Consider the following 18,663-nt stretch of genomic DNA (forward strand, 5'->3'; position numbering starts at 1 on the left):
GGGGAGTAGACGCGCATGTCCGCGCACCCGGCGGCCATTGAGCCGCTCGTCAGCCAGTTTTCCGCCGATCCCATCCGCCACCGCCTTGCCGACGCGCTGTTCGGCGGCGCCTTGCCCGACGAGGTCGCCGGCCTCAGTCCCGAAGAAGCCGCGCGCGTCGTCGACTTCGTGGCCGCCGCCGCCGCCGAACGGCCCGCCGGCGAGCCCGTCGTCCGGCTGGAGTCGCTGGAAGGCCAGCCCGGCCGGCGCCGCATGGCGCTCGCCATCGTCAACGACGACATGCCCTTCCTCGTCGATTCGGTGTCGGCGGCGATCGGCGCCGAGAATCTGGCGATCGACCGGCTGCTGCACCCGATCATCGAGGCGCAGCGCGATACCGGCGGAAAGCTGACCGGTATTGCGGCGGGCAGCGAAGGGCCGCGTGAATCGCTGATCTACATGGAGCTGGAGCGCATCGGCGCCCGCGGTCGCGCCGAGCTGATCGAGACGCTGCAAAGCGTTCTCGCCGACGTGCGCGCTGCCGTCGACGACTGGCCCGAGATGCTGGGCGAGCTGCGCCGCGCCGCCACCGCGCTGGCCGCCACTGCGGCGGGCGATGGCGAGGCCGCCGCCTTCCTCGAATGGCTGAGCCAGGACAATTTCACCCTGCTCGGCTTTCACGAGTATCGCTTCGACCAGGCGGCGACCGACGCCAGCTTCGACCCGGTCAGCGAGCGCGGCCTCGGCCTGCTGCGTGGCGACGTCGCGATCTGGAAGGGCGCGCAGGGGTTCGAGAGCATCCCCGACGGCATGCGCCGCTTCTTTGCCGGCGACGAGCCGGTGCTGATTACCAAGGCGTCGATCCTGTCGACCGTCCACCGCCGCGCCTATTTCGACTATGTCGGCGTCAAGCAGTTCGATGCGGCCGGCAAGGTCGTCGGCGAGAAGCGCTTCGTCGGTCTGTTCACCAGCCAGGCCCTGAACGCGCCGCCGCACACCGTGCCGATGATCCGCCGCAAGGTGGAGGCGGTGAACGCCCGCCTGCGCTTCGATGCGCGCAGCCATGCCGGCAAGGCGCTGACCCATGTCCTCGAATCGCTGCCCAAGGACGAGCTGTTCCAGCTCGATGCCGAGCGGCTCGCCGATATCGCGCAGGGGCTGCTGTCGCTGCTCGACCGGCCGCGGCCGAAGCTGTTCGTGCGGCAGGACCCGTTCCAGCGCTTCGTCTCGGCGCTCGTGTTCGTGCCGCGCGATGCCTACACCAGCGGCGTTCGCGAAGCGGTCGGCGACATGCTGGCCAAAGCCTTCAACGGCAAGCTCAGCCGCTATGACGTCGAACTGCGCGCCGAAGGCCTCGCCCGCGTCCACTATATCCTCGCGACGACGCCCGGCAGCGTGCCGGCGATCGACGAGGCGGTGCTCGACGCGCGGTTGACGTCGCTGGTGCGCGGCTGGGGCGACAGCCTCGAAGCGGCGCTCGCCGGGCAGGCCGGCGCCACCCGCGCCGCGCGCCTCGCGCTCAGCCACGGCACCGCCTTCACCGCTGTCTATCAGGCGCAGTTCGGCGCCGACGATGCGGCGACTGACGTGCTGCGCCTGACCACGCTCGAGAACGAGGCCGGCCGCGAGGTCTATTTCTACCGCCGTAGCGACGACGGCGCGCATCAGGTGCGCGTGAAGATCTACCGCCTCGGCCAGATCATCCCGCTGTCGGACGCGGTGCCGGTGCTGGAGAATTTCGGCCTGCGCGTCATCGACGAGTTCGCTTTCGATCTCGCCGGCGGCCGCTTGGGGTGGATTCACGATTTCCTCGTCGAGACGCCCGACCACAGCCCGATCGACCTCGAGGATGCGCGCCTGCGCGTCGAGCCGGCGCTGCGCGCCGTGCTGGTCGCCGAGCAGGAAAACGACGTGTTCAACGCGCTGGTGCTCGGCGTCGGGCTCGATGCCCGCGCGGTGGGCTGGCTGCGCGCCTATTTCCGCTACCTCCGCCAGACCGGCGTCGCTTACGGTCTCGCCACCGTCGTCGATGCGCTACGCCGCTATCCGGACATCGCGCGCGACCTCGTCGCGATGTTCGAGGCGCGCTTCGATCCGGCAACGACGGGCGACCGCGCCGCCGCCGAGCGCAAGGTCAACGTCCGCCTGCAGGCCGCCTTGGCCAATGTGAAGGCGATCGACGACGACCGCATCCTGCGCCTCTATCGCCGCACCATCGAGGCGACGCTGCGCACCAACGCCTTCTTCCCCGGCGGGCCGGAGGCGCTGGCCTTCAAGCTTGAATCGGCGAAGGTGCCGAACCTGCCGCCGCCCGTCCCCTATCGCGAAATCTGGGTGTACAGCCCGCGCATCGAGGGCATCCACCTGCGCGGCGGGCCGATCGCCCGCGGCGGCCTGCGCTGGTCCGACCGGCGCGACGATTTCCGCACCGAGGTGCTGGGGCTGGTGAAGGCGCAGATGGTGAAGAACGCCGTCATCGTGCCGACCGGCGCGAAGGGCGGCTTTTACCCGAAGCAGCTGCCGAGCCCATCCGACCGCGACGCCTGGCTGGCGGAAGGGACCGAGAGCTACCGCGTGTTCATCCGCGCGCTGCTGTCGATTACCGATAATCTCGACGGGGCGACGGTGGTGCCGCCCGAGTTCGTGGTGCGCCACGACGCCGACGATCCCTATCTGGTCGTCGCCGCCGACAAGGGCACCGCGACCTTCTCCGACGTGGCGAACGCCATCTCGGAGGATCAGGGCTTCTGGCTCGGCGACGCCTTCGCCTCCGGCGGCCGTGTCGGTTACGATCACAAGGCGATGGGCATCACCGCCAAGGGCGCGTGGATCTCGGTCCAGCGCCACTTCCGCGAGATGGGCATCGACGTCCAGAAGGACGTGGTGCGCGCCATCGGCGTGGGCGACATGTCGGGCGACGTGTTCGGCAACGGCCTGCTGCTGTCGCGGTCGATAAAGCTGGTGGCGGCGTTTGACCACCGTCACATCTTCCTCGACCCCGATCCCGATCCGGAGACCAGCTATGTCGAGCGCGAGCGCATGTTCGCGCTGCCGCGCTCGTCGTGGGCGGAATATAATCCGGCGCTGATCTCGAAGGGCGGTGGCGTGATTCCGCGCGACCAGAAGTCGATCCCGCTCACGCCAGAAGTGAGGGCGATGTTGGGGCTGGAGGCCGACGAGCTGGCGCCGGCCGAACTGATGCAGGCGATCCTGAAGAGCCAGGCCGACCTCTGCTGGTTCGGCGGCATCGGCACCTATGTGAAGGCGTCGGCCGAGAGCCACGCCGACGTCGGCGACCGCGCCAACGATGCGCAGCGCGTCGATGCCGAGGCAATGCGGGTGAAGGTGATCGGCGAGGGCGCCAACCTCGGCCTCACGCAGGCGGCGCGTATCGCGTTCGCGCGGCGCGGTGGGCGGATCAACACCGACTTCATCGACAATTCGGCGGGCGTCGACTGTTCGGACAACGAGGTCAACATCAAGATCGCGCTCAATCCGGAAGTGGCCGCCGGCCGCTTCGGGCTGGAGCCGCGCAATCAGTTGCTCGAGGCGATGACCGACGATGTGGCCGCGCTCGTGCTGCGCGACAACATCATGCAGACGCAGGCGATCTCGGTCGCCGAGCGCGGCGGCGCTTCTGCGCTGCCGGCCTACATCCGCGTCATCCAGGCGCTGGAGGCGTCGGGCCGGCTCAATCGCGCGGTCGAGGGGCTTCCCGCCGATGATTTGCTGGCGCAGCGCGCGCAGGCGGGTCAGGGCCTGGAGCGTCCCGAGCTCGCGGTGCTGCTGGCCTATGCCAAGATGGCGCTGAAGGAGGCGCTGGTCGCCTCGATCGTCGTCGACGATCCGGTGATGGAAGGCGACCTTCACGCCGCCTTCCCGCCGGTCCTCGTCGAGCGCTTCCGCGACGCGATCGACAACCACCGGCTTCGCCGCGAACTGATCGCCACCAAGCTCGCCAACCAGATCATCAACCGCGGCGGCATCACCCTGCCGTTTGAGCTCGCCGAGGAGATGGGGGCGAGCCTCGCCGACGTCGCCACCGCCTTCGTCGCCGCGCGCGAACTCTTCGAGTTGCGCAAGCTGTGGCGCGCGATCGATGCCACCGACCTGCCGGCGGCGACGCAGATGGAGCTTCATCTGCGTGCGACTGACGGCCTGCGCGTCCAGATGGCCGACCTGTTACGCTCGACCGACACCAAGTCGACGCCGTCGGCGATCATCGAGCGGCTGCGGCCGGGCATCGCGCGCATTGCCGGTCAGCTCGATGGGCTGCTGCGGCCGGAGCCGAAGGCGCAGCTCGACCGTCTCGCGCAGGAACTGCAGCGCGCGGGCGCGCCCGACGACATCGCCGCGCAGCTGCTGCATGTGCAGGGCCTCGACGGTGCGGTCGGCGTCGCGCAGCTCGCCGCCGACATCGGCGCGGGCGAGAATGATGTGGTGCGCGCCTATACGCTGCTCGGCGAACGGCTGGGCCTCGACTGGGCGAAGGGCGTCGCGGCGCAGCTTACCCCGTCGGACCCGTGGGAGCGGCTGCTGGTGGCGGGCCTGGTGCGCGACTTCGAGCAGCTCCGCCTCGACCTCGTCCGCCGCGTCGCTGCTTCGGGCGACCCGGTCAAGGCGACCGAGAGCTGGCTGGAGACCAACCGCGACCGGGCTGATCGCATCGCCTCAACGGTAGCGCGCGCGCGCAGCGGCGCCGGCGTGACGGTGCCGATGCTCGCGCACCTCGGCAGCCAGGCGCGCGCCGTCCTCAGCTAGTCGGCGGCGGCCTCGATGCGGTCCATGTCGTCGTCCGACAGGCCGAAATGGTGGCCGACCTCGTGGACGAGGACGTGCGTCACCAGCGCTTCGAGGCTGTCGCCGCCGTCGGCCCATTCGTCGAGGATCGGGCGGCGGTAGAGGAACACCGTGTCGGGCAGCGCGCCCGACACGTCGACCGACACCGCCACCGAATGCCCCTGGTAGAGGCCGAGGATGTCGAACGGGCTTTCGAGGCCCATGTCGCGGATCACCTCCTCGTCGGGGAAGTCCTCGACGACGAGGCGGACGTTGCCAAGGAACTGGCGGAAGGTGTCGGGCAGGCGCTCGACGGCGGCCTGCGCGAGTGCCTCGATCGCCTCGATCGACGGCGGGAAGGTTTGACCGGATGCCATGGTCCGCGACATAGGCAGCGGATCAATCGCTGCCAAGCTCAGGAGATGGCCCATGGTCGAGAAGCTCACCGCCGCCGAACGCGACCGCCTGCTGCCGACGCTCGACGGCTGGGAGGCGGACGCCGAGCGCGACGGCATCCGCAAAAGCTATCGCTTCGCCGATTTCACGCAGGCCTTCGGCTTCATGGCGCGCGTGGCGCTGCTCGCCGAGAAAGCGGACCATCATCCCGAATGGTTCAACGTCTACAACCGCGTCGACATCCTGCTGACGACGCATGACGCCAATGGGCTGTCGATGCGCGACATCGATTTGGCGAAGGCGATCGATAGCTGAACCCCCTCGCCCGCTTGCGGGAGAGGGAGGGGCCCGCCGCGAAGCGGTGGGAGGGTGAGGGTGTACCGCCCTCGTCGCCTCGCACCCGTCGCCGGTAAGCTCGCTGTCGCTCGCACACCCTCACCTAACCTCTCCCGCAGGCGGGAGAGGGACAAGTAGGGCTAGGCCCTTACCAGCGTACCCGCGCCCTGGCGGGTGAAGATTTCGAGCAGCAGCGCGTGCGGGACGCGGCCGTCGAGGATGACCGCGGCGTCGACCCCGGCGGTCACCGCGGTGACGCAGGTTTCGAGCTTGGGGATCATGCCGCCCGAGATGGTGCCGTCCTCGGTCAGGCCGGCGATATCGGACGGGCGCAGGTCGGTGAGCAGATTCTTCTGCTTGTCGAGCACGCCCGCGACATCAGTCAGCAGAAACAGGCGCGCCGCGCCTACGGCGGCGGCGATGCCGCCCGCCATGGTGTCGGCATTGATATTGTAGGTCTGGCCGTCGCTGCCGACGCCGATCGGCGCGATCACCGGGATGACGTTCTGGCCGGTCATCACGTCGAGGATGCGGCGGTCGATCGTCTCCGGCTCGCCAACGAAGCCGAGGTCGATCTCGCGCTCGATCGCCGAACCGGGGTCGCGAGTGGTGCGCGTCACCTTCCTCGCGGTGACGAGGTGCGCGTCCTTGCCCGAAATGCCGACCGCGGTGCCGCCGGCACGGTTGATCCAGGCGGCAATCTCCTTGTTGATCGCGCCCAGCACCATCTCGGCGACCTCGGCGGTGGCGGCATCGGTGACGCGCAGCCCGTCGACGAACTCCGACTGGATGTTCAGCCGCTTCAGCATCGATCCGATCTGTGGGCCGCCGCCGTGGACGACGATCGGGTTGATGCCGACCGCCTTCAGCAGCACCACATCCTCGGCGAAGTCCTTCGCCAGCTCGGGATCGCCCATCGCATGGCCGCCATATTTCACCACGAAGGTCTGGCCGGCGTATTTCTGCAGATAGGGCAGCGCCTCGACCAAGGTTTCGGTCTTAGCGAGCATCGCGGGAGCGGGGCTGTGATCGTTCATCGTGATCGCGCCTATAGCGGGGTGATGTGGCCCGGGAAAGTCAGGTTGGGGAAAGCCGATGAACGCGGGCTGTTCGGGAACACCGCTGGGCGAGAAGCTCGGCGCGAAGGACGGGCAGCGGACGTGGCGGCTGGACATGCCCGCCAGCGTCGCCGCGGAGATCGATGCCACGCCGCGGTTGCTGAAGAAGGCGGCGAAGGTCGACACCGACATCACCGAGGACGTGATCCGCACGGTGGCGCTGCCGATGGGCTTCGTCGACGTGAAGGTCTGCGCGGTCGATGCGGTGTGGAGCGGGCTGAAGCCTATGATCCGCAAAGAGCTGCGCTAGCGCGTCGGAACCGGCGTCTCGCCCGAATAATCGTAGAAGCCGCGGCCCGACTTGCGGCCGTACCAGCCGGCCTCGACATATTTCACCAGCAGCGGCGCCGGGCGATACTTCGGGTCGCCGAAACCCTCGTGCATCACGCGCATGATCGCCAGCAGCGTGTCGAGCCCGACGAAGTCGGCGAGGGTCAGCGGACCCATCGGATGGTTGGCGCCGAGCTTCAGGCCATTATCGATGTCCTCGACCGAGCCGACGCCCTCGCCCAGCGCGAAGATCGCCTCGTTGAGCATCGGGCAGAGCACGCGGTTGACGATAAACGACGGCGAATCCTGCGCCTCGACGACGGTCTTGCCGATCTTGGCGGCAAAGCCCCGCGCGGCCGCGACGGTCGTGTCGGCGGTGGCGAGGCCGCGGATGATCTCGACGAGCGCCATCAGCGGCACCGGATTGAAGAAATGCAGGCCGAGGAAGCGGTCGGGCCGGTCGGTGGCGGCAGCGAGGCGGGTGATCGAAATCGACGAGGTGTTGGTGGCGAGGATCGTCGCTGGTGCCAGCTTCAGCCTCTCGAAGATCTTCAGCTTCAGCGCCTCGCTCTCGGTCGCCGCTTCGATGACGAAATCCGCGTCGGCGAAGCGGCCGGTGTCCGTGGTGAGCGTGAGGCGTCCGAGCGCCGCCTTCATGTCGGCTTCCGAAAGCGTGCCCTTCGACACCTGCCGCGCCATGTTCTTCTCGATGTTGGCCCGGCCCTTTTCGGCGCGGTCCATGGCCACGTCGGACAGGATGACATCATAGCCGGCCTGCGCCGCGACATGCGCAATGCCGTTGCCCATCAGCCCTGCGCCAATCACGCCGATCGTCTTCATCGCCTTCGCCCCTGCCGTCGTTGCCGCGCCTGACTAGGCGGCGGCGGGCGATCGCTCAAGTGCGCGTCGCCGCGTCCCAGGCGAGCAGCGGCTTTCGCGGCCAGACCAGCATATGCTGTTCGGGCGTGTAGCGGCCCTCCTCGAAGGCCTGCCGTCGCGTCTCCGACTTGGCGAAGGCGAGACTGTCGGCGCCGTCGCGCTGGTAGAAATAGGTGGCGGCGCCGCGAGGGAGGGTCAGTGCGCGGTGAAAGCCGAGGCGCGGCGTCACCGCCGGCAGACCGGGGTCGTAAAGCCAGCCACCGACGAACACGCCCTTCAGCGCCGGTCGCTGCCGCAGCAGATCGGCGATCCGGTGGAAGGTGGCTTCCCAACCCGCCGGGTTGAACTCCTCCAGCTCATAGGCGTGGGTATGAAGGCAGAGATAGGGCCCTGTCCCGCCGGCCAGCAGCCGCGCGGCGCGGATCGCCTGCCCGGCGCCGCCGCGCCAGATCAGCGAGCGGGGCAGATGCGCCTCCGGCTCGATCACCCGCGCGCCGCCCGGCATCAGCCGCTGGGTGGCGAGGCCGAGATCTTTCCACAACAGATCACCCGGCCGGTCGTAGCCGTCCCAGTCGGCCGCCGCGATCTTGGCGAGGATGCGATCATAGGACAGCGCGAAGCGGTCGAGGATCGAGGGCGGATAGCCGCCGGCGGGCTGGCGTGCGGCGAACGCCTCGATCGCGTCGATCATCGCCAGCGCGTGCGCGCCGGCGAAGGCCTCGGGACCGAGGCCGAGCAGGACGCCCTGTGCGATGGCGATGGCGGGTCCGAAGGACTGATAGTGGCTCGGCGGGCGCAGCGCCGCGACCTCGTTCTTGAGCGCCGCGAGCGCTGCCACGCCCTCCGGTGGCACCGCGGCCGTCGCCGCCTTGCGCGCGGCGGTCAGCAGCTTGCGCGCGGGTGCGATCGTCGGTGCGGCCTGGCCCATCGCTCCTGTCTTAGCCATCGATGGTTTCGTGTCGAGCCCGGGCCGGTTAAGGAGCGGAGTATGAAGCAGGCGCTATTGTCGACGGCGAGAGGGGTGGGCCTGTTCGCGCTCGCCCGAAAGGCCAGCGCCTCGAAGCTGCGCATCCTCTGCTACCACGGCCTGTGGACGACGCCCGGCTTCCAGTACGGCAACCGGCTGTTCATGCCGCCCGAACAGTTCGACGCGCGGATGACGCGGCTGAGGCGATCGGGCTATCCGGTGCTCGGGCTCGATATGGCGGTCGCCGCACTCGCCGCCGGCACGCTGCCCGACAATGCGGTGGTGATCACCATCGACGACGGCTGGGCCTCGACCCACACGCACATGCTGCCGACGCTCGAGGCATTGGGCCTGCCGTCGACCGTCTATGTGGCGAGCTGGTACGTCGGGCGCGACCTGCCGGTGATCAACAAGGCGATCGACTATCTCCATGCGCGCACCGGGCGCGATCCCGCCGGGGTGCCGGATCGCATCGCCGCGATCGACGCGCTGCCGCCCGAAGCGCGCGCCGATGCGATGCGGGCGCTGTCGGTCGAGTTCGGCGTGCCGCTCGACTGGTGGGAGACGCGGCAGTTCCACGAGATGACCCCCGCCGAGGTCGGCGACTGCGCTCGGCGCGGCATGGACGTGCAGTTGCACACGCATCGACACCGCGCGGCAGCCGATCTGCTGGCGGGCGAGCTTGAGGAGAATCGCGTGCGGCTGGCCGAATGGACGGGGCTGCCGCCCGGCCATTTCCGTCATTTCTGCTACCCGAGCGGGGAATATGAGGCGGCGGCGGAGCCGGTGCTGGCGGCTTCCGGGGTGCTGTCCGCGACGCTGACCGATCAGGGCACCAATGCGCCGGGGGCGAACCCTTTCCGGCTGCGGCGCTTCCTCGACGGGCGGACGGTGACCGATGCCGAGTTCGACGCCTATCTGTCGGGCGCGCTCGACGTGGTGGATGCAGCGGCGGCGCGGATGCGCCGCCGCTGAGTCCGATTAGAGCTTCGAGGTCATTTCCGGGACGAGGGTGAACAGGTCACCGACGAGGCCGTAGTCGGCGACCTGGAAGATCGGGGCTTCCTCATCCTTGTTGATCGCGACGATGACCTTCGAGTCCTTCATGCCCGCGAGATGCTGGATCGCGCCCGAGATGCCGGCGGCGATGTACAGCTGCGGGGCGACGATCTTGCCGGTCTGGCCGACCTGATAGTCGTTGGGCATGTAGCCGGCGTCGACCGCGGCGCGCGAAGCGCCGACCGCCGCGCCGAGCTTGTCGGCGAGCGGTTCGATGACCGTCTTGAACGCATCGGCCGACCCGAGCGCGCGGCCGCCCGAGACGATGATCTTCGCCGAGGTCAGCTCGGGGCGCTCGCTCTTGGTGAGCTCGGCGCCCGCGAAGGTCGACACGCCCGCGTCGCCGGTGCCCGAGACGTTTTCGATGCTCGCCGAACCGCCGCTGGTGGCGGCCTTGGCGAAGGCGGTGCCGCGAACGGTGATCACCTTCTTCGCGTCGGACGACTTCACCGTCGCGATGGCGTTGCCGGCGTAGATCGGGCGCTCGAAGGTCGAGGCGTCGACGATGCCGACCGCTTCCGAAATCTGCGCGACGTCGAGCTTGGCGGCGACGCGCGGCAGGATGTTCTTGGCGCGGCTGGTGGCGGGCGCCACGACGGCGTCGTAATTCGCCATCAGGCCCTCGATCAGCGGCGCGACATTCTCCGCCAGCGCATGCTCGTAGGCGACATCGTCGGCGAGCAGCACCTTCGACACGCCCGCGACCTTGGCGGCGGCGTCGGCGGCGCCCTGCGCGCCCTTGCCGGCGATGAGGACATGGACATCGCCGCCGAGCTGGCCGGCGGCGGTCACCGCGGCGAGCGTGGCGTCGCCGAGGCTGGCGTTGTCATGATCAGCGAAGACGAGAACGCTCATGCGATGACTCCGGCATTCTTGAGGTTGGAGATCAGCTCGTCGACGGTCTTCACCTTGATGCCCGCCGAACGCTTCGCCGGCTCGGCGACCTTCACCGTGGTGAGGCGCGGCGCGACATCGATGCCATAATCATCGGGCGTCTTGGTGGCGATCGGCTTCGACTTCGCCTTCATGATGTTGGGGAGCGACGCATAACGCGGCTCGTTGAGGCGAAGGTCGGTGGTGACGACGGCCGGCAGCTTCAGGCTGACCGTCTCTAGACCGCCATCGACCTCGCGGGTCACGGTGACCTTGTCGCCCGACGGCTCGACCTTCGAGGCGAAGGTGCCCTGCGCCCAGCCGAGCAGCGCGGCGAGCATCTGGCCGGTCTGGTTCGAATCGTCGTCGATCGCCTGCTTGCCGAGGATGACCAGCTGCGGCGCTTCCTCAGCGGCGATCTTGGCCAGCAGCTTGGCGACGCCCAGCGGCTCGACGGCAACGTCGGTGGTGACGAGGATGCCGCGGTCGGCGCCCATCGCGAGCGCGGTGCGGATCGTCTCCTGCGACTGCTGGACGCCGATCGATACGACCACCACCTCGGTCGCGATGCCCTTTTCCTTCAGGCGCACCGCTTCCTCGACGGCGATCTCGTCGAACGGGTTCATGCTCATCTTGACGTTGGCGAGCTCGACGCCCGACTGGTCGGGCTTCACCCGGACCTTGACGTTATAGTCGACCACCCGCTTGACGGGCACCAGAACCTTCATGCGCTCCCTCCGGGCCGATAATGAATTCGCGGGTTCGTTTGCGTCAGCGGGGAAGGGCAGTCAACCGCGCCGCGCTGCACAAAATGAGGGGGTGAGGTGCGGTTCGCCGCTAGCGGCTGGCCCCGGGCACCCACAGCACGTCGCCGCCGGCGCGCGCATTCACCGCTCGCGCCATGACGAACAGATGGTCGGACAGGCGGTTGAGATAGGCGATCGCCTGCGGGTTGATCGGCTCGCGCTCGGCGGCGGCGACGGCCAGCCGCTCGGCACGGCGGACGATGGTGCGCGACAGGTGCAACGCGGCGGCGGCCGGCGTGCCGGCGGGCAGCACGAACGACTTCAGCGGCTCGAGCGTCGCGTTCATCGCGTCGATCTCCGCCTCCAGCCGCGCCACCTGCGCCGGCACGATGCGCAGCGCCTTCTCGGTGCTGAAGTCGTCGCCCGGCGTCGCGAGATCGGCGCCGAGGTCGAACAAATCGTTCTGGATGACCATGAGCAGCTGGTCATCCTCGGGCCCGCTGTGCAGGCGGACGAGGCCGAGGCTGGCGTTGGCTTCGTCGACCGCCCCGTAAGCCTCGATGCGCAGATCATGCTTGGGGCGGCGTGATCCGTCGACGAGGCCGGTGGTGCCGTCGTCGCCGGTGCGCGTGTAGATCTTGTTGAGCTTGACCATGTCAGTCGCCGCCGCGCGCCAGCAGGAACAGCGCCAGCACGAGCAGAATGGTGAGCAGCTGGAAGGCGACGCGGTAGCTCATCAGCTTGTTCGACTGCTTGCCGCCGATGTCCTTGCCCTGCGCCATGTTGATGATGCCGCGCACCAGCACGACGGCGGTCGTGATCGCGGCGAGCACGATCAGCACGATGATGAACGTATTCATGCACCCTCTCTGTCGGGCGGCTCGCCCGCTGTCATCTGCAAAATGGGGTCTGCGACCCGTGCTTCCAGCCCCGCGATGATCCCGCGCGGGTCGGCGCCGGTGACGCGGAGGTCGGCGATCGTCGCCCCGCGGTCGCGCTTGGCGAGGCGCTTGCCCTCGGCGTCAAGGACCAGCGCGTGGTGATGATAGCGTGGCGTCGGCAGGTCGAGCAGCGCCTGCAGCAAGCGGTGGACATGGGTGGCGGCGAACAGATCTTCGCCGCGGACGATGTCAGTGACGCCCTGCAGCGCGTCGTCGTGGACAACCGCGAGATGATAGCTGGTCGGCGCGTCCTTGCGGGCCAGCACCACGTCGCCGAACAGTTCCGGCGTCGCGGCGATGGTGCCGGCGCGATTGTCGTGCCAGGTGAGCGGGCCGGCGCGGGCAACCGCTGCCGCCATGTCGAGCCGCCACGCATGCGGCTCGGCCGCCATCCGCGCATCGCGTTCAGCGGCCGTCAGATGGCGGCAGGTGCCCGGATAGATCGGCCCGTCGGGCCCGTGCGGGGCATTGCCGCTGGCGGCGATCTCCGCCTCGATCGCTTTGCGCGTGCAGAAACAGGGGTAGGCGAGGCCCATCGCCTTCAACCGGTCGAGCGCGGCGGCATAGTCGGCGAGATGTTCGGACTGGCGGCGTACCGGCCCGTCCCAGTCGAGGCCGAGCCAGACCAGGTCTTCGACGATGCCGTCAACGAATTCGTCGCGGCACCGGCCGGGGTCGATGTCTTCAATGCGCAGCAGAAAGCGTCCGCCGCAGTCGCGTGCAAAGCGAAACGCCTGCCACGCCGACCAGGCATGGCCGAGGTGCAGGCGCCCGGTTGGTGACGGTGCGAAGCGGGTAACGATCACGGCGGCGACTGTGCCGCCGCCGACGCGTCAGGAAAAGGGCTTCAGGCGGCCTTGCGACGACGGCGCAGGCCGACGGCGGCGAGGCCCAGGCCGATCAGGCCGAGCGCGGCCGGCTCGGGCACCGTCGAGATCGGCGCCGGATCCGACGAGAAGCTGCCGGTCGAATCCGCGGTGAACGCGCGCAGGCTGTCCAGCGTCGAGGTCCGGTTGAGGCCGCCACCGCTGATCGACGTCAGCGCGATCGCGAAATCGAGCGCGATGGCGTGATCGAAGGACATGAAGTCCGAGGTGAAGGTCATCACCGAATCGGGCGTCGAGGCGAGCAGCGATCCTGAGGTGCCGTTCTGCGTGCCGGTCAGCATCGCGTTGGTGAAGCTGATGGTCAGCAGGTTGGTGCCGGTACCGTTGCCCGGCCCCTTGGGCGCAGGCGTGGTGCGGGTGAAGGAGATCGTGCCGCTGTCGATCAGCTGGAAGATCGGCTTCGGACCCGGGATATTCATGATGTTGGCGGGCGTGGTGATATTGCCCGACACGTTCATGATCGCGTCCTGCATGCCGAGACCGGCCTCCTGAAGGCCGGGCAGCAGGAAGGAGAAGTTGACCAGCGGGGCACCGATCGTCTGAAACGAGCCGGTCGAGCCGGTACCGTTGGTGACGCGGATCGTGTCGGCGGTGGACTTCTGCTCGAACTGCGCAAAAGTGAACGGCGCGGCGTTCGCCGTCACCGCGCTCAGCATCGCGCCCGCTGCCAGAACCAGAAACCCAAGCTTCACAACGAATTCCCCAACAAGGTCTGGCGTCCCTTAAAGCACCATATGTGCCAACTCAACATTATCGCCGGGAATCAGATGGGTGGCGAGGAATCGGCGCTAAGTGATTCTACACTTTGTCAGATTCTCCGACACTACCTTTTTGACCGTGCGGATCGCTTGACGAGAACTAGATAAAGTAGTGTCATGACTGCGAAACACGATGTGTTGTAAAAAAGCGCGTCGATTATCGGATCTGGACGGCCGCGGGGCCGCCTTGAGTGTGACAGGGCCTGAGGTTCTGCCGGCCGTCCCATCAGCGAGGGGACGGCAAGCGCATGTATCACCCGAATGTTCTGTCCCCGCCCGATGCATGCCCGGCGCTGGTGCTGAACGCCGATTACACGCCGCTTTCCTATTATCCACTTTCGCTTTGGTCGTGGCAGACCGCGGTCAAGGCGGCCTTCCTCGAACGCGTCGACATCGTCGCCGAATATGACCGGGAAATCCGCTCGCCGTCCTTCGCGATGCGGCTGCCTTCGGTCATTGCGTTGCGCCAATATGTGCGGCCGGCGAGCCACCCTGCGTTCACCCGCTTCAACCTGTTCCTGCGCGACCGTTTCAGCTGCCAATATTGCGGCGTTCGCGACGACCTGACCTTCGATCATGTCGTGCCGCGCGCCTATGGCGGCCGCACCACCTGGGAGAATGTCGCCACCGCCTGCGCCCCCTGCAACCTCAGAAAAGGCGGCCGCACGCCGGCCGAGGCGCATATGGCGCTGCGCACCCGGCCGGAACAGCCGTCGACGCATCTGCTGCAGGAGCATGGCCGGGCCTTTCCGCCGCACTATCTGCATGCAACCTGGCGCGATTACCTCTATTGGGATGCCGAACTCGAAGCCTGAGGTTTCTCAATGGCAGATTCGGCTGACGCGGCGCGCGAAGACGTGCGCTATCTCGGACGCTTGCTCGGCGACGCGATCCGGGCCCTCGACGGTCAGCCGGTCTACGAACGTATCGAGGCGATCCGCAAGGCCTCGGTCGCCGTCCATCGCGAGGGCAAGGCGCAGGAAGCGCATCTCGAGCATCATCTCGCCGCGCTGAGCCTCGACGATACGCTGCGCTTCGTGCGCGGCTTCCTGATCTTCTCACTGCTGGCGAACATCGCCGAGGACCGGCATTTGCGCCCCGCCGCCTCCGGCCGCACGCTCGCCGCCGCCATCGACGAGCTGGCCGGGCAGGGTGTCGATCGCGGCGCGGTGGCGGCGCTGCTCGGCGAGGCACTGGTCGCGCCGGTGCTGACCGCGCACCCGACCGAGGTCAGGCGCAAGAGCATCATCGACCGCGAGGCGGCGATCGTGAAAGCGATAGCGGCGCTCGACGTGGCCGAGGATTCCGCCGACCGCGCCGATATCGAGGCGGAGCTGCGCAGCGCCATCGCCATCCTGTGGCAGACGCGCGCGCTGCGCGGCGTGCGGATCGGCGTGCCCGACGAGATCGAGACGGCGCTCTCCTATTTCCGCACCACCTTCCTTCCCGTGCTGCCGCGCCTCTATGCGCGCTGGGAATCCGCGCTCGGCGTCGCCGGGCTGCCGCGCTTCCTCAAGCCCGGCAACTGGATCGGCGGCGACCGCGACGGCAACCCGAACGTCACCGCCGACACTTTACGCCATGCGATGCGCGAGCAGGCGAAGGTGGCGATCGGCCATCATCTCGACGAGTTGCACGAGCTGGGCGGCGAGTTGTCGATCTCCGCCGGTCTCGCGCATGTCTCGGCGGCGCTCGAAGGGCTGGCCGCCGTCTCGCACGACGATTCACCGCAGCGGTCGGACGAGCCCTATCGCCGCGCCATCACCGGCCTCTATGCACGGCTGGCCGCGACCTACGAGAAGCTGATCGGCGACCTGCCGCCGCGCCCCGCCTCCGTCGCCGCCCAGCCCTACGCCGTCGCCGACGACTTCCGCGCCGATCTTCAGACGGTGCGCGCCTCGCTGGCGGCGAACGGCGGCATGGCTGACCGCCGGCTTGACGACCTGATTGCCGCGGTCGACACCTTCGGCTTCCACCTCGCGACGCTCGACCTGCGCCAGAACGCCGACGTGCATCTGCGCGTTGTCGCCGAGCTGCTGAAGGTCGCCGCCGTCGAGGCCGACTATGCGGCGCTCGACGAAGACGCGCGCATCGCGCTGCTGCGCCGCGAGCTTGGCCATGGCCGGTTGCTCGGCAATCCCTTCGCCGACTATTCGGAGGAGACGCAGGGCGAACTCGCCATCCTGAAAGCGGCCGCCGACGCGCATGCCGCCTTCGGCCCGGCCTGCATCACCACCTACATCATCTCGAAGACCAGCGGCGTCTCCAACATGCTGGAGGTCTATCTGCTGCTGAAGGAGGTCGGGCTCTACCGGCCGGGGCAGCCATCGCCGGTGATGTCGGTGCCGCTCTTCGAGACGATCGGCGATCTCGAAGCCGCGCCGGAAGTCATGGAAGCCTATCTGGCGCTGCCGGAGATCAGGCCGCTCGTTGCCGCCCGGGGCGCGCTGCAGGAAGTGATGATCGGCTATTCCGATAGCAACAAGGACGGCGGCTACCTCACGTCCAACTGGTCGCTGCACGAGGGTGCGCTGGCGCTGGTCGAGGTGTTCTCAACGGCCGGCGTGCGGCTGCAGCTGTTCCACGGCCGCGGCGGCGCGGTCGGGCGCGGCGGCGGCTCGGCGTTCGACGCCATCCGCGCGCAGCCGCCGGGCAGCGTGCAGGGTCGCATCCGCATCACCGAACAGGGCGAGGTCATCGCCTCGAAGTTCGGCAACCCGGCAGTCGGCGCCGCCAGCCTCGAGACGATGGCCGCAGCGACGGTGCTGGCGACACTGGGGCCGCCGCCGGTCGCCGACGCCGACCTCGCGCGCTTTCGCGCCGCCTTCGCCGACATCAGCGGCGCGGCGTTCACCGCCTATCGCGGCCTTGTCTACGAGACGCCAGGCTTCAAGGACTTCTTCCGCGCCGCAACCCCGATCGCCGAGATCGCCGATTTGAAGATCGGCTCGCGCCCGGCGTCGCGCACCAAGTCCGACCGGATCGAGGATCTGCGCGCCATCCCCTGGGTGTTCTCCTGGGCGCAGGCGCGGGTGATGCTGCCCGGCTGGTATGGCGCGGGGCAGGCGTTCGCGGGCTGCACCGACCGTGGCCTGCTCGCCGAGATGGTCGCGCGCTGGCCGTTCCTGCAGGCGACGCTCTCCAATCTCGAAATGGTGCTGGCGAAGTCGGACATCGAAGTCGCGGCGCGCTACGCCGAGCTGGTGCCTGACGAGAAGTTGCGCGCGCATGTGTTCGGGCAGATTCGCGACGGCTGGCTGACCACGCGCGACCAGCTGCTGGAGCTGACCGGCCAGTCGACGCTCCTTGAAAAGCAGCCGGCGCTCGCCCGCTCGATCAAGCTGCGGCTGCCCTATATCGAGCCGCTCAACCATCTGCAGATCGAGCTGATCCGCCGCCACCGCGGTGGCGACAGCGACGCCCGCGTCCGCGATGGCATTCACCTCACCATCAACGGCATCGCCGCGGGACTTCGCAACAGCGGCTGACCCTGCTCGCTTTAAGGTTGAGACGCGGCGACCCTCCGCCTAGCCTTCGCGCATGAACCATCCCGCCCTCCTCGCGCTGTTCGCCCTCGCCGCGGCGACGACCGCGCACGCCGCTCCCCGCGCTCGCGACACGGGCATCGTCGTCGGTCTATTCCAGCCGGGTCCGCTGAACGCGATCACCGATGTGGCGGGCGTGACCGTCGGCCATGTCACGCTGAGGAGAGGCCGCGCGCTCAATACCGGCATCACCGCGGTGCTGCCGCACGGCGGAAACTTGTTTCAGGACAAGGTGCCGGCGGGGTTCGCGGTGGCGAACGGGTTCGGGAAGTTCATGGGCAGCACGCAGGTCATCGAGCTCGGCGAGCTGGAGACGCCGGTGATGATGACCAACACCCTGTCGGTGCCCGAGGCCGCGGCCGGCGCGGTGGAGTGGACGCTGGCGCAGCCGGGCAACGAGGAAGTGCGATCGGTCAACGCGGTGGTCGGCGAGACCAACGACGGGTTCCTCAACGACATCCGCGCGCGCCGCGTCGCCAAGGATCATGCCAAGGCCGCCATCGCCACAGCCAAGGGCGGCGCGGTACCCGAAGGCGCGGTCGGCGCCGGCACCGGCACGGTGGCGTTCGGCTTCAAGGGCGGCATCGGCACCGCCTCGCGCAAGCTCACCCCGCAATATGGCGGCTACACCGTCGGCGTGCTGGTGCAGAGCAACTATGGCGGATCGCTGACCATTGCCGGCGTGCCCGTCGACAAGGCGCTGGGCCGCGAATCCTTCTCCGAGACGACGCGCACTTCGGCGGACGGCTCGGTGATCCTCGTCATCGCCACCGACGCGCCGCTGTCCGACCGCAACCTCGCCCGGCTCGCCGACCGCTCGTTCATCGGCATTGGCCGCACCGGCTCGCCGATCAGCAACGGGTCGGGCGACTATGCCGTCGCTTTCTCGACACACCCCGACGTGCGCCGCACCCCGGCGAAGCGATCGGCGCCGGCCGCCGCGACCGAACTGCCCAACGACCTGATGTCGCCGCTCTTCCAGGCGGTGACCGAGGCGGCGGAGGAAGCGGTGCTCAACTCGATGTTCGCCGCCACCCGCACCGAGGGGCATCGCGGCACCATCGAGGCGCTGCCGGTCGACAAGGTGGTGCCGCTGGTCGGAGGCCGCCCGCGCTGACACTGCGACGGCG

Annotated in this window: 17 protein-coding genes; 7 read left to right on the plus strand and 10 right to left on the minus strand. The window is 68.6% G+C overall.

The window, feature by feature from the left end; genetic code table 11:
• Positions 1-15: 15 nt before the first annotated feature.
• Positions 16-4,740 carry an NAD-glutamate dehydrogenase gene (locus ACFOMD_RS17350; RefSeq protein ID WP_380863756.1) on the plus strand — a complete coding sequence of 1,575 codons (4,725 nt, stop codon included), beginning with the start codon at positions 16-18 and terminating at the stop codon, positions 4,738-4,740.
• Here ACFOMD_RS17350 and ACFOMD_RS17355 read toward each other — a convergent pair.
• Entirely contained in the window at positions 4,737-5,135 is a 399-nt protein-coding gene (locus tag ACFOMD_RS17355; protein WP_380863758.1) for a metallopeptidase family protein, read from the minus strand. The genes ACFOMD_RS17350 and ACFOMD_RS17355 overlap by 4 nt on opposite strands.
• A gap of 52 nt (positions 5,136-5,187) precedes the next feature.
• Here ACFOMD_RS17355 and ACFOMD_RS17360 point away from each other — a divergent pair, with 52 nt between their 5' ends.
• On the plus strand, positions 5,188-5,469 hold the full coding sequence (locus tag ACFOMD_RS17360; RefSeq protein ID WP_380863760.1) for a 4a-hydroxytetrahydrobiopterin dehydratase: 282 nt from the start codon (positions 5,188-5,190) through the stop codon (positions 5,467-5,469).
• 161 nt (positions 5,470-5,630) lie between these two features.
• On the opposite strand, the gene argB is transcribed toward ACFOMD_RS17360, so the two are convergent.
• Positions 5,631-6,527: an acetylglutamate kinase gene (gene argB, locus ACFOMD_RS17365; protein ID WP_380863763.1), complete on the minus strand. Its 897-nt coding sequence runs from the start codon at positions 6,525-6,527 to the stop codon at positions 5,631-5,633.
• 58 nt (positions 6,528-6,585) lie between these two features.
• On the opposite strand from argB, the gene ACFOMD_RS17370 reads away from it, so the two are divergent.
• Entirely contained in the window at positions 6,586-6,858 is a 273-nt protein-coding gene (locus tag ACFOMD_RS17370) for a hypothetical protein (protein WP_380863765.1), read from the plus strand.
• On the opposite strand, the gene ACFOMD_RS17375 is transcribed toward ACFOMD_RS17370, so the two are convergent.
• Positions 6,855-7,718 (minus strand): 3-hydroxybutyryl-CoA dehydrogenase, encoded by an 864-nt coding sequence (locus tag ACFOMD_RS17375; RefSeq protein ID WP_380863768.1) that lies wholly within the window; start codon positions 7,716-7,718, stop codon positions 6,855-6,857. The two genes, ACFOMD_RS17370 and ACFOMD_RS17375, sit on opposite strands and share 4 nt — an antisense overlap.
• Before the next feature lie 55 nt (positions 7,719-7,773).
• Positions 7,774-8,703 (minus strand): hypothetical protein, encoded by a 930-nt coding sequence (locus ACFOMD_RS17380; protein ID WP_380863770.1) that lies wholly within the window; start codon positions 8,701-8,703, stop codon positions 7,774-7,776.
• Positions 8,704-8,745: 42 nt separating this feature from the next.
• Here ACFOMD_RS17380 and ACFOMD_RS17385 point away from each other — a divergent pair, with 42 nt between their 5' ends.
• Positions 8,746-9,699 carry a polysaccharide deacetylase family protein gene (locus tag ACFOMD_RS17385; RefSeq protein ID WP_380863773.1) on the plus strand — a complete coding sequence of 318 codons (954 nt, stop codon included), beginning with the start codon at positions 8,746-8,748 and terminating at the stop codon, positions 9,697-9,699.
• Positions 9,700-9,705: 6 nt separating this feature from the next.
• On the opposite strand, the gene ACFOMD_RS17390 is transcribed toward ACFOMD_RS17385, so the two are convergent.
• The 6 genes from ACFOMD_RS17390 to ACFOMD_RS17415 form a co-directional block, all read right to left on the minus strand.
• Positions 9,706-10,638, minus strand: coding sequence for an electron transfer flavoprotein subunit alpha/FixB family protein (locus tag ACFOMD_RS17390; protein WP_380863776.1), 933 nt, complete (start codon positions 10,636-10,638; stop codon positions 9,706-9,708).
• The gene (locus ACFOMD_RS17395) at positions 10,635-11,384 is read right to left on the minus strand and encodes an electron transfer flavoprotein subunit beta/FixA family protein (protein ID WP_380863778.1); all 750 of its coding nucleotides are present in this window, start codon (positions 11,382-11,384) and stop codon (positions 10,635-10,637) included. Before ACFOMD_RS17395 ends, ACFOMD_RS17390 begins: the two co-directional genes overlap by 4 nt.
• Positions 11,385-11,493: 109 nt before the next feature.
• On the minus strand, positions 11,494-12,057 hold the full coding sequence (locus ACFOMD_RS17400; protein WP_380863780.1) for a cob(I)yrinic acid a,c-diamide adenosyltransferase: 564 nt from the start codon (positions 12,055-12,057) through the stop codon (positions 11,494-11,496).
• A gap of 1 nt (position 12,058) precedes the next feature.
• Positions 12,059-12,262, minus strand: a complete 204-nt coding sequence (locus ACFOMD_RS17405) for a twin transmembrane helix small protein (protein WP_380863783.1) — start codon at positions 12,260-12,262, stop codon at positions 12,059-12,061.
• A complete protein-coding gene (gluQRS, locus tag ACFOMD_RS17410) occupies positions 12,259-13,146 on the minus strand; it encodes a tRNA glutamyl-Q(34) synthetase GluQRS (protein ID WP_380863958.1) in 888 nt (295 codons plus the stop codon). Before gluQRS ends, ACFOMD_RS17405 begins: the two co-directional genes overlap by 4 nt.
• Positions 13,147-13,190: 44 nt before the next feature.
• Positions 13,191-13,922 (minus strand): PEP-CTERM sorting domain-containing protein, encoded by a 732-nt coding sequence (locus ACFOMD_RS17415; RefSeq protein ID WP_380863786.1) that lies wholly within the window; start codon positions 13,920-13,922, stop codon positions 13,191-13,193.
• Between the two features lie 314 nt (positions 13,923-14,236).
• Here ACFOMD_RS17415 and ACFOMD_RS17420 point away from each other — a divergent pair, with 314 nt between their 5' ends.
• From ACFOMD_RS17420 to ACFOMD_RS17430, 3 genes are read left to right on the plus strand one after another with little or no spacing between them, the layout of a single operon-like run.
• Positions 14,237-14,803, plus strand: a complete 567-nt coding sequence (locus ACFOMD_RS17420) for an HNH endonuclease (protein ID WP_380863789.1) — start codon at positions 14,237-14,239, stop codon at positions 14,801-14,803.
• A 9-nt stretch (positions 14,804-14,812) separates the two neighbouring features.
• The gene (gene ppc / locus ACFOMD_RS17425; RefSeq protein WP_380863792.1) at positions 14,813-17,476 is read left to right on the plus strand and encodes a phosphoenolpyruvate carboxylase; all 2,664 of its coding nucleotides are present in this window, start codon (positions 14,813-14,815) and stop codon (positions 17,474-17,476) included.
• 52 nt (positions 17,477-17,528) lie between these two features.
• Positions 17,529-18,650, plus strand: a complete 1,122-nt coding sequence (locus ACFOMD_RS17430) for a DmpA family aminopeptidase (RefSeq protein ID WP_380863794.1) — start codon at positions 17,529-17,531, stop codon at positions 18,648-18,650.
• Positions 18,651-18,663: the final 13 nt, after the last annotated feature.

It is taken from the genome of Sphingoaurantiacus capsulatus, assembly GCF_042648405.1.
Lineage (GTDB): Bacteria > Pseudomonadota > Alphaproteobacteria > Sphingomonadales > Sphingomonadaceae > Sphingoaurantiacus > Sphingoaurantiacus capsulatus.